At 65.9% G+C, this 21,132-nt stretch carries 13 protein-coding genes; 11 read left to right on the forward strand and 2 right to left on the reverse strand.

Annotation, left to right across the window (positions count from 1 at the left end; all coding sequences use genetic code 11):
- The first annotated feature begins 20 nt into the window (after positions 1 to 20).
- The 6 genes from AC3IYJ_RS40760 to AC3IYJ_RS40785 all read left to right on the forward strand — a co-directional run bounded on the left by AC3IYJ_RS40760 (position 21) and on the right by AC3IYJ_RS40785 (position 11,925).
- Positions 21 to 2,336: a hypothetical protein gene (locus AC3IYJ_RS40760; RefSeq protein WP_489403266.1), complete on the forward strand. Its 2,316-nt coding sequence runs from the start codon at positions 21 to 23 to the stop codon at positions 2,334 to 2,336.
- Positions 2,333 to 6,328, forward strand: coding sequence for a hypothetical protein (locus tag AC3IYJ_RS40765; protein ID WP_489403267.1), 3,996 nt, complete (start codon positions 2,333 to 2,335; stop codon positions 6,326 to 6,328). Before AC3IYJ_RS40760 ends, AC3IYJ_RS40765 begins: the two co-directional genes overlap by 4 nt.
- Entirely contained in the window at positions 6,325 to 7,449 is a 1,125-nt protein-coding gene (locus AC3IYJ_RS40770) for a hypothetical protein (protein WP_489403268.1), read from the forward strand. The genes AC3IYJ_RS40765 and AC3IYJ_RS40770 overlap by 4 nt, the downstream gene beginning before the upstream one ends.
- Entirely contained in the window at positions 7,446 to 8,570 is a 1,125-nt protein-coding gene (locus AC3IYJ_RS40775; RefSeq protein ID WP_489403269.1) for a hypothetical protein, read from the forward strand. Before AC3IYJ_RS40770 ends, AC3IYJ_RS40775 begins: the two co-directional genes overlap by 4 nt.
- A gap of 5 nt (positions 8,571 to 8,575) precedes the next feature.
- Entirely contained in the window at positions 8,576 to 9,715 is a 1,140-nt protein-coding gene (locus tag AC3IYJ_RS40780; RefSeq protein ID WP_489403270.1) for a hypothetical protein, read from the forward strand.
- 554 nt (positions 9,716 to 10,269) lie between these two features.
- Positions 10,270 to 11,925, forward strand: a complete 1,656-nt coding sequence (locus tag AC3IYJ_RS40785) for a hypothetical protein (protein WP_489403271.1) — start codon at positions 10,270 to 10,272, stop codon at positions 11,923 to 11,925.
- Between the two features lie 307 nt (positions 11,926 to 12,232).
- Here the strand turns inward: AC3IYJ_RS40785 and AC3IYJ_RS40790 are convergent, their stop codons facing one another.
- A complete protein-coding gene (locus AC3IYJ_RS40790; RefSeq protein ID WP_489403272.1) occupies positions 12,233 to 12,889 on the reverse strand; it encodes a DUF4360 domain-containing protein in 657 nt (218 codons plus the stop codon).
- Positions 12,890 to 13,251: 362 nt separating this feature from the next.
- Between AC3IYJ_RS40790 and AC3IYJ_RS40795 the strand changes: the two genes are divergently transcribed.
- Positions 13,252 to 13,818: a BlaI/MecI/CopY family transcriptional regulator gene (locus AC3IYJ_RS40795; protein ID WP_489403273.1), complete on the forward strand. Its 567-nt coding sequence runs from the start codon at positions 13,252 to 13,254 to the stop codon at positions 13,816 to 13,818.
- Positions 13,819 to 13,839: 21 nt separating this feature from the next.
- Here AC3IYJ_RS40795 and AC3IYJ_RS40800 read toward each other — a convergent pair whose 3' ends face one another.
- A complete protein-coding gene (locus AC3IYJ_RS40800; RefSeq protein ID WP_489403274.1) occupies positions 13,840 to 15,207 on the reverse strand; it encodes an NsdA family TPR-like regulatory protein in 1,368 nt (455 codons plus the stop codon).
- Positions 15,208 to 15,614: 407 nt separating this feature from the next.
- Here AC3IYJ_RS40800 and AC3IYJ_RS40805 point away from each other — a divergent pair, with 407 nt between their 5' ends.
- The 4 genes from AC3IYJ_RS40805 to AC3IYJ_RS40820 all read left to right on the forward strand — a co-directional run bounded on the left by AC3IYJ_RS40805 (position 15,615) and on the right by AC3IYJ_RS40820 (position 21,128).
- The gene (locus tag AC3IYJ_RS40805; protein WP_489403275.1) at positions 15,615 to 16,151 is read left to right on the forward strand and encodes a hypothetical protein; all 537 of its coding nucleotides are present in this window, start codon (positions 15,615 to 15,617) and stop codon (positions 16,149 to 16,151) included.
- A gap of 363 nt (positions 16,152 to 16,514) precedes the next feature.
- Positions 16,515 to 18,086 carry a hypothetical protein gene (locus AC3IYJ_RS40810; protein ID WP_489403276.1) on the forward strand — a complete coding sequence of 524 codons (1,572 nt, stop codon included), beginning with the start codon at positions 16,515 to 16,517 and terminating at the stop codon, positions 18,084 to 18,086.
- A 207-nt stretch (positions 18,087 to 18,293) separates the two neighbouring features.
- Positions 18,294 to 18,959, forward strand: a complete 666-nt coding sequence (locus AC3IYJ_RS40815; RefSeq protein ID WP_489403277.1) for a hypothetical protein — start codon at positions 18,294 to 18,296, stop codon at positions 18,957 to 18,959.
- A 318-nt stretch (positions 18,960 to 19,277) separates the two neighbouring features.
- On the forward strand, positions 19,278 to 21,128 hold the full coding sequence (locus tag AC3IYJ_RS40820) for an aminotransferase class I/II-fold pyridoxal phosphate-dependent enzyme (protein WP_489403278.1): 1,851 nt from the start codon (positions 19,278 to 19,280) through the stop codon (positions 21,126 to 21,128).
- The last annotated feature ends 4 nt before the right edge of the window (positions 21,129 to 21,132 follow it).

The raw sequence follows: 21,132 nt of genomic DNA on the forward strand, positions 1-21,132 counted from the left end.
CATCAGGACCAGGTGACCCCATGACCTCGCCCACCATCCGGGACGAAAGTTCCGACGACGCCTCGGTGACTTTCATCGATCGGAGCATGCCCGACCTCAAAGGCGGCAACTACGTCATCACCATCGACCACGAAGTCAGTGGAAACGGAGTAGCGAGCGATACGAGCAGCCTCCCGCCCACGGTCAGGGAGTTCAACGTACGGGCCCCCAGGTTCTCCCTGGACTCCAAGCTGGTCCACTCGGCGCTCCCGCCCGGCGGCTCCATCAGCGACTGCCGACTGATCCTGCCCCACCTGAGCATGACCCAGAAGACGCTGCCCTGGGCCCAGCACCTGATGGACAGCCAGCACGGCCAGAACAGCGTGGACGGGGGCCGGACGAATCCGTGGCTGGCCCTGCTCATGTTCCGAGCGGGGGAGCTGCCGGACGACCCCGGAGCGACGGGCGCCACCAAGGTCCGCAAAGTCAGCGATGTACTGGACAGCCACGCATGGGGCGGCGAGGCCGTCGGGCCGCTGATCGACTCGACCGCCGTGGCCACCGACATCCTCGGCGGCGATTGCCGGACCGTGGACGTCCCGGCCGACATCTTCTACGCGGTGGCTCCCCAGCTCTCCGAGGTGGGCTTCCTGTCACACGTGCGAGTTGTGCGCAAGGGGCAGGGCGTCCGATCCCAGCACGGCAGGGACGTGGTCGACGAGGCGGGCGAGTACAGCGTGGTGATCGGCAATCGGCTGCCCACCGACTGGGGCACCTACGTCTGCCACCTGGTGTCGTTGGAAGGCCATGTCGGGCACCTGACGCCGGGCAGCGTCGAGCTGCCACTGCGGCTGGTCTCCCTGTACGCGTGGTCGTTCGCCTGCGCCGGCGACGGGGGCACGTCGTTCAAGGAACGGGTTGAGGCACTGGCCAAGCCCGGAGAGTCGGCCGGGGCCCTCGACCTGGCGCTCAAGCTGCCGTTCACCAAGCAGGGAAGCAGCGCGGCCGACAACGAGGCAGGCGCGCGCATGGGTCTCGGATACGTCCCGATCCTCTACTCCGTGGACACGGGGGAGAAGCTCCTGTCCTGGTACCGGGGGCCGCTGACCCCGCAGGCGCCCCAGGACGTGAGCCCGTTGGACGGCGCCCAGGGAGGTTCGAAGACCTCCGCGGAGAGCCTGCTCATCTACAACCAGGACCACGCGGTGTTCGACGTGTCCTACAGCGCCGCCTGGACTCTAGGACGGTTGCTCGGGATTTCCCGGAGCACGGGTCGAAACGCGCTCTCGGGTCTGTACGAGGGAGCTCGCAGGACGATGAACGAGGTGGTGGCTCGGCTCAGTACGTCGGCTGAGATCACCGGCCTGGACTCCCGCACGATGACGACCCCGGAGGCACTGGCCGACGCGACACCCGCCCGATCCCGGCTCTTGCGGCAGCTGGCCGAGCACTACGGCACCTCCCCGGTTCGGGAAGACACCACCGGCCCGGCCGAGCTCCTGCCCCCGGGTGCGGCCGGGGTGGCAGCGGCCCTTGAACGCGACGAGGTCAGAAATTTGCTCAGGGAACGCGTCTCGCGTGCCGCGGAGAGCACCGCGGACTTCTTCGACGCGCTGCGCCTGCTCAGGGGCGTTCCCTTCAATTACCTGGTCCCGGACAGCAGGCTCATCCCGCAGGAAAGCATCCGCTTCTTCTACATCGACAAGTACTGGATCAGGGCGCTGCTGGACGGCGCGCTGCACACCGGCATCAGCACGGACCAGGACAGGGAAGTGGTCGAGTTCCTCAGGGAATGTGTCATGGACAAGCTGGAGGCCAAGTACGGCGCGCAGCCGGCAGCCGGCAGCCTCATCAGATCGCGGTTGGTGACCGATTATCCGGGACTTGTCGTGCAGGGCCGGACCGCGAACAACACCCTGGTGCCGCTGACCCGTCAGGAAGTCATCGCGCCCGGATTGATGCTGGTTCTGCACGAGGGTATTCCAGCAACGCTGGCCCTGCGAGTCCCTCCTCAGAGCCTGACGGTCGGATTCACCAGCGACATCCCGCCCTTCGAACACAACCGGACCCTTCAGAAGCGCTACGTGACGGACCAGGACGCGGCCCCGCACCACAAAGAAGGCGGCGAGATCATCGATGGCGGTGCCATCAACGCCGATCTGTACATCAACAAGCGGGCCGGCCTCTCGGCGGACGTCGTCGACATCTCCCGGCTGGCCGCCGCGGCATCCGGCGCCGCTTATGGAGCATCTTCCGCCGTACTCGCCATGCAGCTGTGTGCCGAGCCGCCTTTCGAGATCGATTTCACACCGCCTGCGGCCCGGATCTCCGGCGAGGGCGAAAGGAGCCAGTCGTGACCTCCAACACCCCGGTGATCGTGCCCGTCAAGATCAGCGCATTTGCGATCAACGCGGCAGTGCAGCAGGCCGATGATCCCGATTCGGTCGGGACCACGATGCCCCTCGATTTCACCAAGCCGGCCTTCGACTACCCGGAAAAGATTCCTTTCGGCGGTGGGAAGCCCGATCTGGGCGTGCGCGTCCACTGGCAGCTTCCGCTGGCGCACCTGCACGGCGTACAGGAAGCCGGTGGCGTGGTCTTCCCGGAGGCTCCCAACAGATGGCTCGTCACCCGGATCCTGCGAGAGGGCGACCCGAGGCCCGGAGGCGGAGTGACGACGGGCACCGAGGTCAAGAAGAAGTACTTTCTCATTCAGAGCGACTATCTCGACGCCACCGGAGAGAACTTCTGGTCCAGCTCGTACGGTGTCATGAATCCGCAGACCCACGCTCTTACGCCCACCACCGTGACTCAGGGAACCGACCAGACGCAGGCCGGCAAGGTGTGGCACCTGGAGGACTGGAACAGTGCCACGGCCGATCAGCGGGGTCCCGTACTTCCCTCGCTGACAGCGGTCGGGCCGGGAATCGCGAGCTTCCATGCCTACCAGCCGTTCAACACCGCGATCTTCTCCTTCGTCGACTTCTACGTGTCCGCCGACAACAGCGACAACGACACCGACGCGACGGCAGTCGACCGCGGTGTGGTGTCCTACGAGGTGGTCGGCTGGTATTCGGATCCGACCAAGGACATCCTGAACAACGACCAGAACAGGGGCAAGGACCTTTCGCAACTCCTTGACGAGCTCGGATGGACCCTGCAGAACGGCGTCGGCGCCGATGTGATGCGAAGGTCCCTCTATTTCGGTACGGCCATCGGCGTGCGATGGGACCGGAACTCGGCCAGCGGTCAATCCGACCAGCACGACAAGAGGCCCGGCAATGCCGAAGAGGTCAGCATCGCCGTGGGCAGCAGCACCGCGGAGGCCATGACCGCGCTCCCTCAGAGCGACGACGGAGACATCATCTCCGCACGTCTCTTCGAGGCCTTCATCGCCGGTGAACTCGACCAGCTGGACGCGGACCCGGGCGGCTTCGACGAAACGATCCACGCCTCCTGGTTCAGCCGTCGGGACTCCGACTACATCTTTGAGATCAGTGACAAGAAGGATGCGGACAACCCGCACCAGACCCCCGACGCGGAGCTGCAGAAGGAGCAGCAGTGGCTTGCCGATCTCAACCGGAAACAGCGTCTCTTCGACGTCGGAGTACACCAGCTGCAATCACTGCGCCAGCGCCTGTACGACATCTGGTGGCTGACCATTCCGGACCCGGACCCGAACCTGGAGAACCCCGGCAACCACCGGCCCCCGCCGCCCGGTGACGCGGACAGCTACCAGCGACAGCTCGACCCGAACACCGCGGGCACGGTGGCCAACCAGGTGCGGCGCCTGCGCGACTACCTCTACGGTCCGAACGGCCACGCCGGTCTGCACCTCCAGCTCCCGCACGGTGACACCGCGATCGACCTGGAGAAGAGCATCGCCGACTACGCCAAGTCGAAGGACCTCGTGGAGTGGCGCGAACTCAAGCGGCTCCCCCGGGCCCCCTTCTACGCCCCCATGGACCCCGTCATCGTGCTCAAGGGGACCGGGACGCTCGACAACACCGACGTCGAGCAGCCGGACACAGCCCTCGTCTGCCGCCGGACCACGGATCTGATCGCCAGCTACCAGGTGAACAACGCCCCCTACACGGAGAGCGGTGTACAGGCCGAGGAATGCGCGGAGTTCGATCCGGCGCTCCGCGACGCGCTCGCGGCCGCGAATCTGGAGGCCCTGCTTCTCGCCCGCGCCGCCGTGGACGGCAGCGCGCTGGAGGACAACCTCGCGCACCAGGACTTCAAGACGGCGAGCAGCCAGACGGCGCACCCGGACCAGTTCACCGTCCGCTGGCACCAGCCGTGGCGGCCGGCCTTCATCCTCTGGGAGCTCATGTACTACCCGCTGCCCTTCGACAAGCCGGCGGAGTGCTCATGGGTGTTCGACGCGGCCTCGGGCCGGTACCGGCTGCACCCGCCCGCCAGCGGGTTCCAGTCCCAGGAACACCGGGGTATCACCGTCAGGGGAAAGTCCGAGCTGGGCCCGCTGCCGGACGTCCTCGGCGCAGGCCGGGCACGGCAACTCATCCAGATCCACGACGACGCGTCCGAGGAAGTGCTGGAAGCCCTCGCCCAGTTCGGCGTCGAGGTGGGCAAGGGGTTCCTGTCCCAGGCCACCGAAGGACTCACCGAGCGTGCGATGCTTCAGCGCTCTCCGGGGGTGGCCATGTTCCCGGATCCGGCTCATGATCCATATGACCTCATCAACCTGATCGGGCAGCCCCAGTCCTCCTCCGTCCCCTGGCCCGGCATGAACGACCAGGGCTTCGAGCGGGTCATGCCGTTCGACCCGTTCAGGGGCGGCCAGTTCGTCCTCAGCCGACTGGCCGTCATCGACACCATGGGCCGGGCCCTGAACGTCTCGTCCGCCGACACCGCAGCCGTCAACTACTGGCACCGCAAGGCTCTCTACCGGGCTCCGAGCGTCACCCCCGACAGCGCCGCCGCGACACTTCCGCTCCCGCCGGACAACGAGCACCACGACGTGCCGCAGGATCTGATCATGCAGCTGACGCCACGGCTGGCCCAGCCCACACGGCTGGAGTTCGACTTCGTGGACGCCGTCGACGACACGATCGTGGTGGACGACCCGCCCACGGTCATCACGGCGGAACACCCCGGACCCAACCCCGTGGTCGGCTGGCTCATCGGCAACGACGCGGCCAAGACCCTCATGGTCTACGACCCCGAAGGCACCCCTTGCGTTCACGCGCGTCTGGGCCGGGGCCCCCATGGGGACGCCGCCTACTGGCAGGTGGTCCCGGGCTACCCCCTCAGTCTCTCCGACGTCCTCGACGAGAACAGCACCTGGAGCCGGGCCCATCCCCAACTACAGGGCTTCTTGGCACCCTGGTTCAAGGCAAACGATTCGGATTGGCAGCTCAAGGCCTTCCACGACCTGCTCGGTACCATCAACAGCTACCAGAGCAGCCACATGGCCAACACGGAGAACGTCCCCCTCAAAGGCCAGGCCGGACGCCCCGTCGCCCTGCTGCGGGCCCGGCTCTCCCTCGGCATCGACGGGGTGCCGTTCATCGACCCGGGCTGGGGCAACTACATCACCCCTCCGGCCCTCGGCTATCTGGACCCCGCGCAGCGGGACAAATGGCGGTGGAACCTTCGGCTCGGTGGTGCCCAGCACTACAGCACCGACGGCCTCGTCGGATACTTCACCCACGGCCTGGACGCCGGCCAGCGCATCGACCCCAGCCTCAAGGCCGACTACCGGTCGCTGCGCACGGCGCCGGGCATCCCGGCCGGCCAGGTGTACACCACGCCGATCGACGCGAAGGAGCTCGCGCTTCCCGTCAACACCGCACCGACGCTCGACACCAGTGGAGCCGGTCAGGTCCAGGCGCCGAACGCTCCCGTCGCGGGCTTCGTGACCATCCTGGCGGACCCCTGGCGCTCCTTCCGCGCGGTGAGTGATGTCTTACCGGTCACCACGCTTCGGGCCCTCCCGGAGGTATTCATGCGAGATCTCCACAAGGCGGCGCTGACCATCCCCGTCGGTCCCGTCATCACCGGCTTGCGCAAGCGGACCGACCAGCCCGAACAGGGGGATCACACGGATCCCGACAAGTCGATCCTGATGCCCGTTCCCTCTCCGTGGACCGGGGTCTGGGACTGGCTGGAGGCGGTGCCCGGTGGCCATGACGCGGGCGCGTGGAAGTGGTACAGCATCTCGTCCCCCGACGTTGCTCCCCACCTGGACGTTCCCCCGCCGTTGTGTGCCCGCACCGGCTATTTGTACCTGTCCAAGCCGACCGGCGGTCTGTCGCGCGGAGCCAGGACGGAGACCGCTGACAGTGGCACTTCGTCCATCTCACAGGAGGAGCCCAAGAAATGATCAGTGTATTCACGAGCAGTTCGGGACTTCGGTACTCGGTGAGCACCACGCCCGAGTTCCTTGCCGCGGGCGGTACGGCAACCGTCACGGTAGAGGTCTCGAACCCTACGCAGTCATCGATTCTCTGTCCGGGCCTGACGGTTCGGTTTCCGGAGGAGGGCATGACCACCGTGCCGGAGGCGGTTCTGCCGTCCATCAGCGATGACTGGGAGGTCACGAGCTCGCGGGAGAACGCACCGGATTTCACCTTCGCTCCACCGTCCCCCGACACCCTGGTCGAAGCCGGCGAGGAAATCACGATCAGACTCGACGGGATCCTGCTCAGTCAGACCGTCGGGCGTGTGAGGCTCACCATCGCAGAGGGGGCGGAGGAGCATCACGTCCCGCTGAGCAAAATGCCTCCGCAATTCAAACTCGAAGACTTCGCCCCGTCGAGCTCTGCCGTCCGGAGCGGGGAGAAGGTCACGCTCTCCTGGGTCTGTTATGCCGGAGCGTTTGTCGCGTACACTCTCACCTTTTGGTCGGGTCAGTCCCAGAAATCCTACGGCGACAATCAACTTCGACACCAGGTCGGCTGGCAACTCCGCGGCGATGGCAGCGGCTTGGCCGATGTGACGTTCACACCGGATGAGCCGGTCACGGATGTGGTCACGGCTTTCCTTCTCACGGCGAATACGAAGGAAACCAATCCGGACTTCGTGAGCCAGTCCACTGTCGTCATTGTCACCGGGGGCAACCTTCGTGCCGGAAACCTGGCGGCAAACGGCAGTGTCGACATGATCGGTGCCGCATCCGGAACCGTCCCCAGCATCGCCCCCACGGACGGATTCCTTCAGGCCAGCACCTCGGGCACGAAGACGGTCAGTGTGACTCTCACCCCTCCCTCGGGCCAACCGGCCGACCCCGGCTCGCCCTACACCGTCAAAGGTCAGGACACGACCAATGGCCAGTACAACGAGACACTCCTCATCCCCGTCCGAAATGGCAGCGGCATCGGTCTCGGGGGTGATGGGCAGGCCACCTGGATCCCGATGGCCACTGGCCGTCACGTCAAGGAAGACGACCCGGCAGCCGCCGAGAACATTCCGTCAACATTTTCCCACCCGGAGGTCCGGTCATGACCGTACATACCCTGACCAGCCGCGCGGGTCTGGAGTACACCGTGAGCACCGATCCCGAAATGATCGCTGCTCAAGCTGACACCACCGTCATCATCACCATTACCAACCCCACGTCGGAGCCGATCCCGTGCGAACGTGTCGCGCTCGGGCCGGCTGCGACCAGAGGTCTGGTTCTCGACCACGAGACCGTTGTTCCCCTGGTGAGCAACAACTGGAAGGTCGGTACCGAACGCAACGCCTTCGTCTTCTCGGCACCGGGTATGTCGCTCGAACCCGGTCGACAAGTCACCGCCAGGCTGGAGCACGTCCGGATTCCCGAACCTGGAGAAACCGAACTGGCACTCACCCTGGATGGGGTCGAATCGCACGGCATCACGCTCGCGTCAATGCCTGGCGGATACAGCCTCGGCCTTCTCTCGCTCAGCGCATCACAGGTCAACCGCCTCCAGCCGGTAACGGTGTCGTGGGAGTGCGCCTGGGACGGTGCCAACAAACTTGTCATCTACGACCTGTACTACAGCGCCGACGGTCAGACCACCATTCGGAACACGATCGACAACAGCGACACCGGACCTGGCGGCAGCATTGTTGTGAGTGCTGACGGGAAAACTGCAACCATCACAGTGCATTCGGAGCCCCTCACCGGCATCGCGACCGGTTTTCTCCTCTTCGCGCATTTCCAGGACGCCGCAAGCAGCCGGACGGGAGTGGTGTCGGTCAGCGGCGGAGACGTCGTCGCGGGAACTCTCGAAGTCGACACGGCGACTTCAATGCTCGGTACACCGCTCAAGGTGGACCTGCCCCATGTGAGCAGCTATTTCACGGCGATGACCGACGGTTTTCTCACCTGTGCGGTCGAGGAAACGAACAATGACGCACACAGGATGAGTGTCTACGTCACCCCGCGGGCCCCGTTGTCCCATCAGCGCAAGTACATGATCGAGGCGCACAGAATGGGATCTGCGGCTGACCCCACACGCAAGAATATTTTCATCCCAGTGGAGAAGGATTCGGACGTGTACTTCTTCTGCCCGCCGGGCGACTTCAGATTGGCCACAGTTGTCTGGCATCCGCTCGGGGCAATGGCCAACTCATTCTTGTACGTCAATCCAGAGGAGTGATTTCTATGTCTTCCGTGGGTCGGGATGAAGATGTTCTGCTCAGCTATGAGATCTCAAGTCTGCCTGAGGCGTCCATCAATGCGACGGTCACGCTGCACGTCAAGGTGAAGAACGAGCAGTCGAAGACGGTCAGGCTCAACAAGATCCTCATCGGTATTCCCGTAGGAGTCGGAGAAGAGCACTCCCTTACCGATAAACCGGACAGCATCAACCCGACCACCGGATCCGGGTTCGGCGGGTGGTCGACCGCAACGGATCGGAGCAAGCACCAATATGGCGTCGGGACGCTTGTTCACAAACTCTGGCCGTTCCCCTCGAAGAGGGGTGAGCGCGAGTTCCTGATCAATACGGTTCAAGTCAACGGCGAGCCCGGTGTTGTCACCCTCACCATCTCGGAGACGAGCACTCTTGCCGCGAGCGGTGATCCGACTCTTCGATCCAGGACAGTTGATTTTCTCAAAACAGGCGCGAACGACCGCTTCCAGAATTTTATGCCCGCTCCGATTCAGAACATGCTGGTGAAGGCCGGTCAGAACGTCAAGCTGACCTGGGACGATGCATTTACTGATTACCACTACAGCGTGAACCCCATTCAGGGGCAGAAGACGTTCAACCTGTCCCTGGATTACGACCAGCTGAGTTCACCCACGGTATTCGATTCCGACCGGGTGACCGCAGATTCTGCTCCACTTCACCACACCACCATGTTCGCCCTCCGGGCCAACCTCACCCAAGAGGATGGAAAGACCTTCCACAAGCCGCTTTACCTTCTGGTTTCCGTGGCCGATCCGGACCTTCGGCTCGGTAATCTCGCCCTCGACATCGGATCCTCGCTGCTGAAATCGACGTATTCCGGTCAGCTCGCGCTGAACGAGACGCATACGACCACGACCAGCGGATTTCTGATGTGTACGGCCACGAACGCAAGAGGATACTCCTCGAGTTTCGAGCCGTATATTCTCGAAGCGGTGGTGGATTCGAGCACGACGTGGCGGATCATGTCTGATGACCACTACGAGATGGACCACAACACTCAGATGTGCATTCCCCTGGGAAAGGGCCAGCGGGTGAAGCTCTCGCAGACCGGATCCGGCACCTACACCACCACGTGGCACTCTCTCGGAAACGGCGTCGTGACCCTCTGACCGCCGATGTCCGGTGACCGGTGGTCTCGGCCGGCGGGGATCCGTCCGAGGCCACCGGGTACACGACGAGCACCGACGGGGGGACCGGGGTTCGACTCGGCCCCAGTCCCCTGAATCCGGGGTGCGGGAGGCTAATCGACCGTGAAGGTGGTGATGGAAGTCGACCGGCGTGATGATGCCCACTGAAACGGGGCCGGTCCTGCTGGCGTTACTCGTCGTAGCCGAGTTGGCGTCGTAGTCAGTGATGAACGCATTGCCCTGAGAGTCCAGTGCCACGGCCGAGAGCGAACCAGTCCCCGCAGAAACGATCAAGCCCGGTTCGGGAGGGACAACGGCCGAGCCTGGACATAGAAGGAGGCACGCAAGCACCGGTGAAGGGGATCCGGCCGCCTGTATCCCTGGTATGGCTCGAGAGGATGACTGAAATGTCCCAGACGGTTGACACCCCGACTTCTGCGTTGCCCGTCCTCCAGGGCGTGTCACTGCGCCCGATCGACGCCGCACGGTCCCCTCTGGTTCATCAACTCGGCACGGGACTGGGCGATGCGAGCGGCGTGGCTCTGAACGACAAGATCTACGTCAGCACGAAGAACGACGGGATCTGCCGTCTTCCGCTGGCGGGGGGTGCCAAGGAACAGCTGACCGCTTCCGCCGCCGGCGGCATGGCTCTGGACGCCGGCTACCAGTCGGGGACCCCCGCGCTCTACTACTCGGACTTCTGGGATGGATCGGTGCAGAGTGTCCCCCTGGTGGAGGGCGTGCGGCCCGTTTCGATCGTGGGCCTGAGCGGTCCTTGTGGCCTTGCCCTGAGCGACAACGGCAGGCGCCTGGCCGTATGCACGGTGGACGGCGACCTGTTCTGCGCGGATCTGGCCCAGAACGATCCGGGCGCCCCACTCGCGTCGAACCTGGGGACCCACAACCTCGGTGTCGCGCTCGACCAGGGCAACACGCCGCGGAACGCGTACGTCTGCAGCCGATACGGCGGGCAGCTGTGGCAGGTGGCGCTGGACGGAAGCGGCAGGACCCTCCTGGCCGTCGGCATGGACTCACCGTGCAGCGTCGCCGTGTACTCCGACGGGGTGCGGACCCCCTCCGCTTACGTGGCCTGCGAGAACGGTGACTTGTGGTGCGTTCCGCTGGGCGGCTCACAGCCACTGCGGATGGAGCGGGAGCAGCATCTGGTGGCGTTCAACCTGGGTACAGCACGTGCCGTCGAGCTCGACGCGGAGGGCAATGCCTACGTGGCGAACGCCGAGGGGACGCTGTTGCAGATCCGGGACGCGGTCTCAAGTGGAGACGACCCCGATCCCTCCGGCGCTCCGAGCACGCCGGTCATCACGACCCCGCGCAGCGGGGCGATCACGGGCATCAGGCCGGACTTCAGCGGCACCGTGCCCGGACCTTTGGCCGCGGGCACCACAGTGCGGGCGAGGGAAGGGGCGACGACCATCGCCGAAAACGTCCCGGTCGACGAGGCCACTGGGCAGTGGATCTTCGACCGTGACCCTGCGGTGGGCCCGTGGACGATGGGCGAACACACGGTGAGCGTGGTCGCCGAGCACGGCGGTAGGACCTCTGATCCCGCGACGGTCACCTTCTCCGTCATCGACCCCCGTCAGCCGGTCGTCACCAGTCCGTACAACGGGTCCACCACCGGTCTCACCCCCTACTTCGAGGGCATCGTGCCCCGTCCCGTGGAGCCGGGCACCTATGTCCGCGCCACCGATTCCGTCGGCGACAGGACCATTGCCGACAGGGTCCGGGTCGACCCGGCCACTGGGGCCTGGAACTTCGTCCGTGATCCCGCGGCGGGCACCTGGGCCGTCGGCCCGCACACGGTGACCGTGACCGCCGTCGACGGCGCCGACGTCTCCGTGCCGGCCGGTGTTGAGTTCACTGTCGATGGTCTCCAGCAGCCGGTGATCGTGACGCCGAGGAATGAGGCGACGACGGGCCTGGCGCCGTATTTCACAGGGAACCTGCCTGGTCGGATGCCTGTGGGTACGACGGTGTGGGCGGTGGAGGAGGGCACGGGCAAGGTCATTGCCGAGGGTGTGCGTGTCGATCCGGTTTCGGGAGCCTGGGACTTCGTGCGCAGGGCCGAGGCGGGTGCGTGGACTCCTGGTGTGAAGACGGTGACGGTGACCGCGGTGTACCGAGGGGTCAGCTCCCCGCCCGCCACCGTGGTGTTCACCGTCCGGGACTGATGCCCCGCCCCGAGCGAACAGAGATTTCAAAAAATTCTGCGCGAGGCGAGGGGGGAAAGTGAGAGGGCGACATAGAAGGCTGTGACACCGCACACCACCTGTGCCGCTCGACCCCGCCGATCGGCGGCAGTCGAGCGGCCGACCGGCGGCAGTTCCGACACCATCGTCGGCCCCGCCAGGCAGGGCCCGTGGGCAGCGCTGCAGGAACGCACTACCTGCACCCCACGGGCCCTGCCCCTGTCACGGCCCCGTTCCGCCGGCCCGGAGGCATGGGCACTCGGCCGGGCACGGATTCCCGGGGCCGGGGTCAGCTCTTGGCGCCGGCCGGACACTGCTTCCAGGCGAACTGGTAGATGGTGTTGATGCTGCCGTCGGTGGAGTCCATGGTCATGAAGTTGGTGGTGTTGGGGGAGGCGGATCCCTGGTTGACACGGAGCTCAGTGTTGATGTTGAGGAAGCGCTGTGCCCCGCAGGGGGCGTAGACGAGGGCGGAGACGGGGGTGCTGTCATTGGCAAACCAGCTGTCACCCAACGGCCCCCTGAAGTTGTGGGTCGATTGAGCTGTCTGCGACATGCCCGCGAAGTAGTAGTTGGCCCGCTGCATGGCTGTTGCCCCGCGGTTGAGGGAGGCGAAGCCGCGGTAGTCGGCCGATGCGATCGCGTAGGTGTAGCCCTGCGGGACATGGACGTTCAGCGCGATCTGACAGTTCTTGCGGAAATCGAGGGGGTTGCTACCGCCTCCGGTGCGCGCCGTGTATTCACTGTAGGTAACGGTGAACGCGGTCTTGTCCGGAGTGACAGCGACGGCCGCGCTTCCCGGCTTGCACCCCGTACCATTGACGCTCGCGATGTCGATCGTGATCTTGCCCGGAGGGGTGGTGAGCGGGCCTGGCGCCGCTGCGGGGGTGAATGGTGTGGCCATGAGCACGGCCGCCGCACCGCTGATGGCCAGGGCATTGAACATAGTGCTCCTCCGATCATGCCGCGAGCGATTCCGCGGCAAGAAATTGTTGCGTCCATGACAGCAGGATGGTTGTGGCGGTGTACAGGTGCGAACTGGCCAGGCCAACGGAACCGCTGCTTCCACGCCAACTCGGGCACTCCCGGCCGGAGGCCGGCCGGACGCCGAAAGGGGCCCGAAGATCAGGCATCCGGGCCTCGACCCGAAGTCAAGGGCTTGCCAATGGGCCGTCCAGAAGATGAGGTTGAGAAGTAGCCATCGGGGTGCGCATGACAGAACCGGTACGCGCCATCTCAATGCCCTTACGAATCACGCAGTTGCACCCCCTGATCACGAGTTCCCAGACGCGAAGAGAGGCCATCCGTATGGCGGAGTCACAGCAGGCGACCACCGGGCTCAAGGCACAGTACGCGGCACAGGTGACCGCCGACTTGGACCGCAGCGCCAAGGAGCAGGAACGCATCGTGGCCGAGTTGGCCACCCTTCAGGAGCGGCTGATCGAGCTGCGAAACGACCATGCCCTGCTCCTGAACATGCACCGGACCCTGAGCGGCGACAGCCGCACGGCAACCGAACGTGCTCCGGAGTCGGGTGAAGCGGCGGTGGCTCGTGTGCCCCGCCAGGTTCAGGCCGAGCCGGCGCCGAAGAAGGCCAGGATTCAGCCCGAGAGCGCTGAGGCGGACAAGGCGGCTGCAGCGACCTGGAGCACGCTCGTCGATCTCGTGCGCAACCATCTCGGCGAGCAGTCCGAACCCTGCTCCGCGGCCGAGATCACCGCCGCACTCACGCAGGCCCACCCCGACCGCCGGATCAAGGACGCCGTAGTGCGCACCACGGCGGAGGGGCTGGTGGCCAAGGGCCTGGTCGACCGCACCAAGCAAGGAAAGTCCGTCTTCTACACCGCGGCGACCGACCACGGCACGACGGGCTGAAAAAGTCCGCCGAGGCGTGACTCACCCCTGTGGAGGCTGCTCTGACCCAAGAGCAGCGTCCAGCAGGTGGTCGTCGAGATCCACCACGAACTTCTCGGACCGCCAGGGGGCGAGTGCCTTGCGAGCCCAGCGCAGCCTCACCGCCGGAATCCGGCCGCCCATGTACGACAGGTCGATGCACTCATGGAGCAGCTCGGCCGCGGCCCGAGGATCTCCCGAGTCCACCCTCGCGAGCGCCAGGTCGGCGACGATAATCGCGCGGTGCGCGAGCGGCAGGTCGGACGGGGACGCCTGGAGCGTTCGGCCGAGGAGGTCGTGCGCGGTGTCGACGTCTCCGATGAACAGCGCGCACACACCTTCGGAACAGTGCAGATGCCAGGGGCCGAAGGTGTGCCCGGACGGGTCGTCGAACGGTGCGCGGTCCATGCCGTAGGCGGCCAGGGCCAACGCATGCTGTGCGAGCCGCCGCTCTCCCGAGCGGGCCGCCACGATCGCCTGCCAAGCATGGGAAAGGGACCGGACCGCTGTGTACGGGCCCTTGTTCGTGTCGCGAACCGCCGCGTCCGCCAACCGTCGCGTACGGTCCAGGCCGTGGGCACCATGCAGGGCCACGAGAGCATGGTCCAGGTGCACGGCGGCCCGTCGCCAGGGTTCCTCCAGCAGTTCGGCCTCACGAGCCGCAGCCGAGTACAGGGCTTGCGAAGCCACATCGTCGTGCAATTCGAATGCCAGCCGCCCCGCCAGAACATACGCCGACGTGACGGCGGACCGCAGACTCGGCAGGACGGGTTCCGGCACGGGCATCGCCAGCAACCGTCGGCCCGCTTCGACGACGGGAGCCAGCATCAACTGCAGGCGCAGGAAAGGGAGGCTGTCCAGTTGGCCTTCGATCTCCGCCACCGCCGCCTGCAGGCCCGCGGCCAGCTGCTCGTCCGCTTGCTCGGGGTGGGCCGGCACGGTGGCCAGAATGGAGGACATCTCAGGTGCCCCGAGAGTGATGAGGCCTACGCCCTTGTCCGTGAGGGTGCGTGCGACCGTGCTGCGCAGCGCTTCCACCTCGGCTCGGCTCACACCCATGTGTTCAAGAGCGTTGAGGGCTTCGGCGAAGTCAGAGCCCGGTCCGAGCGCGATGTCGCCGGCGGTTGTGCGTGCGTAGAGACGGCAGAGCAGTAGCCGATGTCTCTCGTCGGGCAGCGTGGGCGAGGTCGCGCTCTCCCAGCGCGATACGGACCGCTGCAGCCCCGTGATGGTGGGTGCGGCGCCTGCGGAATGGCCCAACGCGGCGGCCTGCTCCCGCAGGGCACGCGAGCAGTCGGACAGCGACATGCCTCTGCTGCGGCGCAGAGCCTTGAGAGCCGCGGCCCCTTTTGCTCTGTCGTCAGAAGTCATCTCATCCAATATGGCACGAACAAGTTCCGTGTGGGGTATGCCGATTGCTCTGTGGCCTGCAGTGGCCGCACCGCTCCGGCCGAGACCGGATGCTCATCGCCGGGCAGACCCACGCAGAGGCAGCGGGCCGTCCGTCTGACGTGACCGTTTTCCGGCGGAGTGTGAAGGAACGCAGACCGTCAGGCCGGGCCTTGATACGTGTTCACAAGCGCGCAGGATGGCTGCACTCGCAACACATCGGCTCGTTGACGCCTGTTGCCGGGTCTGACAGGGAATGGTCGACTTGTAGCACCTCGCTGCTGTGCCTCTGGGGAGCACGCTTCGGAGGTGGGCCAGTCACCGCTGGTGAAGCGTTTTGACTCAGCAAGCCCGTCATGGCGACATGCCATCGATCTGTGAGGAAAGCCATGTACAAGCGTTTTCGACGCATTCTTGCGGGCATCGGCGGACTCGTTCTTGCGGTGGGAACGCCGATGATGGCGACCCCTGCTCATGCCGCCGCCCCGTCAATATCGTGCAGCGGTCCTATGACTGAGACGTGGGACCCGGGCCTGTTGCTGCTGACCGTCAGGCCGGTGCACTACACGGCCCAGATCGACTACACATGCACGTCCTCCGACAGCACGATCCATTCAGGACAAATCAATGTGGATGCCACGTACGCCAACAGTTGCGCCGTCAATGCCGGGGCCGTTGTCGCAACGATCACCTGGAACGGCGGGGGCAAGGGGGCGCCACGGAGCACCCTGAGCTTCCCGATCGCCACAGGCGTCAATGTTCTCGGCGCGCTCCAGGCCTACCTCGCGACGGGTACCGTGACCGACGGTGTGTCCGCGGGCAGTACAGCCACCATGCTCAACGCGTTCACCGGCCAGGGCGGTTCGTGTCTGAGCCCTTCCGGGCTCACGAGCCTGACGGGGACCAGCACCCTGACCATTCTGTGAAATCGAGTGATTGACCTGGTGCTCCTCGCGCGGTCGAAGATCCAGGTCAGGTCCGGGACAGTGGCCATCTCCTCGACACTTTCCGGATGTTCCAGCGTCCGCACCGCGCGTGGCGGGAGTTCGGCCCGGCGGAAATCACGTCGGTGCGCGTGTGCCCCGGGTGCCGCCGGGGGTGCTTACGGCGTAAGCAGAGCCGGGGCAGCCGCCGTGCCGGACCTTCCCCTACGCGCCCCGGCGATCGGACGAACGCGTGCCATGGCGGTTCACGACGAGGGGAGCGCACGGACCGGCGACTACAAGAGGGGGTGACGACGATGCTGCCCCTGCCGCCGCCCGGCCGCAGTGAACCGAGGAGGCACAGCCATGGGATGGCAACATTTTGAAGCAGCGTTCACCATCGGTGACAAGGGGTACTTCCTCCACAAGGGGATGTATCTCGAATATCAATGGGGTGCGGGCGACATGGCGCGGGCGGCGGGTCAGCGGGGGAGGGTGGATTATGTTCGAGATCTCATGCCGGGCTTGCCGTATGACTTTCAGTTCGGAGTGGTCGCGGCCTTGGGTTCGGATCCTTCGCACATCTATCTGGTCAAGGGCGGGAACTATGTCGTCTATGACATCTCCCGGAGAGAATTAGAGAAGCAGCCGCAGCCGCTCTGTGGCCCGGATGGACTGTTCTCCGACGTTCCTGCCGACACGATCGTCACAGGTGGGGCGAGTTTCCAGCTCGGAGGCGACCGGAACTGCTACCTGTTCACCGCGGACGGCAAGGTGTACCAGGGCGACCTCGACAGCGGTTCGGTCGAAGGTCCTGAAGCCATCACCCAACGCTGGCCCCTGCTGGGCAGCAACTTCGGCGACACCGTTGAATGTGCGATTCCGTCGCCCGGCGGCGAGGTCCTGTACGTGTTCAACGGCGAAATGTATGCGGAGATCGACCCCATTCACAACGGTGACGATGCCGGGGCCGGGGGCAACAAGAACCGGGCCCCGGCCTCCTACCAGGAGGAGGACTGGCCCGGCATGCGCCGGATGGTCTTCGACCGGCCCGGCGGCACCAGGTTCCCGGCGTTCTGGGGGGACGCAGCGCGCCCGACGTTCCATGTTTGGGGTGCCGGCGGCGGGGGCGGCGCTGCGGGAGGTTCTTCCGCGGGAGGGCATGGCGGCGGTGGCGCCTACCTTCGGGCCGACCTCGCCTACTACTGGACGGCCCCGTGGAACGAATTGTGGACAGAAGTGGAGGTGACCGTCGGCAGCGGCGGAACAGGCGCGGCGGACGGCTCGTCCGGCGGCGCGGGCGGACAGCACTCCTTGATCACCGTGAACGACCCTTCGTACAGCGACTCATGGGTGGAGGTCGGCGGCGGAGGCGGGGGCGGCAGTGCTCAGGGCGGCCGCGGTGGGGACGGCGGCGCGGGCGGGTCCAGCGGCTCTCGTTCCCACGACCCCAACGGAGGTGGCGGGGGCGGCTCGCTCCAGGCCAATGACCTGGGCGCGGCTCCGGAGAACGGCGGCGACGGGACCGGGGCCGGAGCCGGTTCCGGCGGAAACGCGGGCGGCAACGGAGGTGCCGGGGGCGGCCAGGCCTCACCCGGTCAGAGCGGGCCCGCCGGTGGAGGCGGCGGACAAGGCGCATCGCAAGGCAGCGCCGGTGGAGGCGGCGGCCGGGGCATCTCCACAGGTGGTGGCGGAGGAGGCTCGGAGAGCACCGGCGGCGGAGGCGGCGGAGCCGGCGGCAGCAGCGCGGTGACGGCCGAGACGAATCCGCCTCATGGGCCGTGGGCATGGGTCACCGGCTTGGGTGCCAGTGGTCAGCTGCCCAACGCCCGGAATGAGGCGGGCTACGAGAGCGGGGCCGGCTGTGGTGGCGACGGTGCGGCCGGCGCGGGCAGCGGCCGCGATGGTGGCAGTGGGCTCGTCATCATCACGTGGTGACACGGCCGAACGATGACGTGGTGGTGTCGCGCGACGTCGAGGACGAAACACGACGACGCGTGAACGTCGGCGGTGAGCCCGCAGAACACGGCCCCTGCGACGCCAACGGCCGCAGCGGCCGTGCCCTTGACCGGATCGATCGGCCGCGTCGAGAGGGGTGGTGCGGCAGTCGCGACTTAGAAGGGCAGCAAGGATCGGTAAGGGACGGTGGCGACGATGTGCCACATCGGATCATTGGCGAATGTTCGCCAAGGGCAGGGAGAAACCGTGGCGGCAGATGGAATGATATTCGATTTAAATTTCCAACAGGTCGGCCAGAATGTTGACTTTACGGCTACTTGGTCGGCCCAGGGCTCGGATTCGGTGAGTCTCGGTGGGCTTTTTTCGGCACTCGGCTGCGATATCACCCAAATACCGCCCGGCTTCCGCGGTCCGAAACTCGTCAGTGCAGGGTTGAGTTGCAATAGGATTGGCGGGAATCGCGTACTCGTCGTGTATGCAAAAACTGCCGACCCGCACGCTCTCGATATCGTATTCGCCCACCTGGGGCTGGGGTCCGATGCGCCCTCCGTGTATGCTGGTCAGGCGGCAATCGAGATCGGAATCGGACTGGCCGAAAACCTTCCCCTCGTTGGTGGCGTTCTGGCGGGCGAGGACTTGAAGCTGGACTACCTGGGACTTGCGTTCCTGTCCGGTGCTCTCAAGAAAGAGCAGATCCAATTGCTCAACCAGGCCATCGGCACGGTAAATCCCAGCCTGCCTCGGTTCAACGAGCACGACTACAGCGGAGGCCATCCCATGGTCTTTGTGGGAGTGAACCTCCCAGGTGAATCGAAGAGGACGATTCTGGAAGCCGGCAGTTTTGTTGCCTAGGCCGCCTCTTCCGGATCTTGTCGGTCCCGTCCGCGTCGTCCGGCGCGGACCCCGACAAGATCCGAAAGAGACGGCCTGGCGCTGTGGCCGGCAAACCCCCTGCCGCTCACAGCGACGGCAGGAACGCGGAACGCCCCGGGGGTCCCGGCACCGCGCACGGCGCGCGGAGAGCCTCGGCAACTGAGGTGGAGACCTGCGTGGCCGCCATTCCAGGCGCGGTGGAGGGTGTCTACTCTGACCATTACGCCCAATAATGTCCAGATCGCATAGTGTGACAGGCGTTGTTGTGTGCCGTGCTCTGCCGACTGGGGGATCTCCGTGGTGCTGGTGAACAAAGCGGTCATCATGGCGGCAGGAGTGGGCACCCGGTTGGGACTTCGGGGCCGTCCGAAGGCGATGACGCCGGTCAACGGCGTCCCCATCCTGCACCGCGCACTGCGCGAGCTGTCGGCGGTCGGCGTCCGCGAGGCCGTGGTCGTCGTCGGCCACCTGGCCGACGACATCATCAACAGCGTGGGAACGCACTTCTGCGGCATTCGGATCGACTACGTCCGCACATCCGCCTTCGCCCACACCAACAACGCCTTCTCCCTCTGGCTGGCGCGCCACCACCTGGATCGGGATGTCTTCCTCCTCGACGGCGATGTGCTCTTCGACGAGGCCCTGCTGCTCCGCGTGGCCAAGGCCGAAACAGAGCTGGCGATCGCGGTGGCTCCCTGGGAGCCAGGGATGAACGGCACCCGGGTCGAGCTCCAGGGGAACAAGGTCACCCGAATCCATCTCGCTCACCACCAGGACCAGGACCAGGACCAGGACCAGGACCAGGACCAGGAGCGGGGAGGACCCCTCGCCGCATCGTTCAAGACGGTCAACGTCCATTTGCTCCGCTCCGGGTACCTGGCAACTGAGTTCCTCCCCCGCCTGGAGAGACTCATCAGCGGCGAAGGCGGAACCCATGCCTTCTACGACGTGGTGATCGCCGAAAGCGTCCACCTGGGGCGGACCGCCGCCCAGGGCATCGACTGCGCGGACCTGCGGTGGCAGGAGGTCGACGACGACGGCGACCTCGCCCGCGCACAGTACGGCTTCGCGTCCTTAGAGGAGCGCCTGGAGCTGATCCGGGGGCAGCACGGCGCGTATTGGCAGTACCCGGTGACGGACCACAGCCTCCTCCACAACCTGCATTTCCCCTCGGAGGAGCTGTGGCAGGCCCTGACCGCCGCCCTGCGCGTCGCCGTGGCCCACTACCCGGTGGGTCAGGACGCGGTACGGGAACTCCTCGGCGCCGCGATCGGTCAGCCCATGCGGCATCTGGCCGTGGCGAACGGGGCGTCGGAGCTGATCAGGATCCTTCCCCGCCTCTTCGACCGGGTCGTGCTCACCGTGCCCGGCTTCAACGAGTACGAGGCCGTGTTCGACCCGGCGCACACGAACCTGATCGAACTGCCGGCCCCTGACTTCGAACTCGATCCCGAGCAGATCCAACGGGCGGTGTCCGACTCAGGCGCTCAGGCCGTCATCGTCACCTCACCCAACAACCCGACAGGGCGGGCGGCGCCACAACAACAACTGCTCACCCTGACGCGGCTGCTCGCGGAATCCGGGGCACGGCTCGTGGTCGACGAATCCTTCGTGGATTTCTGCGCCGAGCCGCGCAGCCTCGAACCGCACCTCGGCGAACACCCCAACCTGGTGATCGTCAAGAGCATGAGCAAGGCGTACGGAGTGGCCGGCCTGCGCCTGGGCTACCTCGCCTCCTCCGACACCGACTTCACCTCAAGAACGCGCCGGCAACTGCCCATCTGGAACATCAACGGTCTTGCCGAAACCTTCCTGCGCCTCCTGCCCCGGTTCGGCGAAGAGTTCCGTCACAGCATCGAGCGGGTCCGCGGCGAGCGGGCGGAGCTGTGCCGAGGCCTGGCGGCCATCGACGGGCTCGACGTGCTCCCGTCGGACGCCAACTTCGTCCTGGTGCGCCTGCCATGGCCGTGGACCGGCCCCGCGGTGGTGCGCGCGCTGTTGGAGCGGCACCAGATCCTGGTCAAGGACTGTGCCGGGAAGTCCATGAAGGACGGCGAGCGGTACGTGCGCATCGCCAGCCGCACCGAGGCGGACAACCATGCCCTCGTGGCGGCGCTCGGCGCCGTCCTGGACCGCGCTCCCGCATGACGGC

The sequence above is a fragment of the Streptomyces sp. GL_140 genome (assembly GCF_057834465.1).

What these genes read in the sequence shown, in the direction of transcription:
- AC3IYJ_RS40795 (WP_489403273.1), top strand. Translation starts at nt 13,252, where the DNA reads ATGGCGGAGTCACAGCAGGCGACCACCGGGCTCAAGGCACAGTACGCG.
- AC3IYJ_RS40760 (WP_489403266.1), top strand. Translation starts at nt 21, where the DNA reads ATGACCTCGCCCACCATCCGGGACGAAAGTTCCGACGACGCCTCGGTG.
- AC3IYJ_RS40810 (WP_489403276.1), top strand. Translation starts at nt 16,515, where the DNA reads ATGGGATGGCAACATTTTGAAGCAGCGTTCACCATCGGTGACAAGGGG.
- AC3IYJ_RS40800 (WP_489403274.1), bottom strand. Translation starts at nt 15,207, where the DNA reads ATGACTTCTGACGACAGAGCAAAAGGGGCCGCGGCTCTCAAGGCTCTG.
- AC3IYJ_RS40775 (WP_489403269.1), top strand. Translation starts at nt 7,446, where the DNA reads ATGACCGTACATACCCTGACCAGCCGCGCGGGTCTGGAGTACACCGTG.
- AC3IYJ_RS40790 (WP_489403272.1), bottom strand. Translation starts at nt 12,889, where the DNA reads ATGTTCAATGCCCTGGCCATCAGCGGTGCGGCGGCCGTGCTCATGGCC.
- AC3IYJ_RS40780 (WP_489403270.1), top strand. Translation starts at nt 8,576, where the DNA reads ATGTCTTCCGTGGGTCGGGATGAAGATGTTCTGCTCAGCTATGAGATC.
- AC3IYJ_RS40805 (WP_489403275.1), top strand. Translation starts at nt 15,615, where the DNA reads ATGTACAAGCGTTTTCGACGCATTCTTGCGGGCATCGGCGGACTCGTT.
- AC3IYJ_RS40770 (WP_489403268.1), top strand. Translation starts at nt 6,325, where the DNA reads ATGATCAGTGTATTCACGAGCAGTTCGGGACTTCGGTACTCGGTGAGC.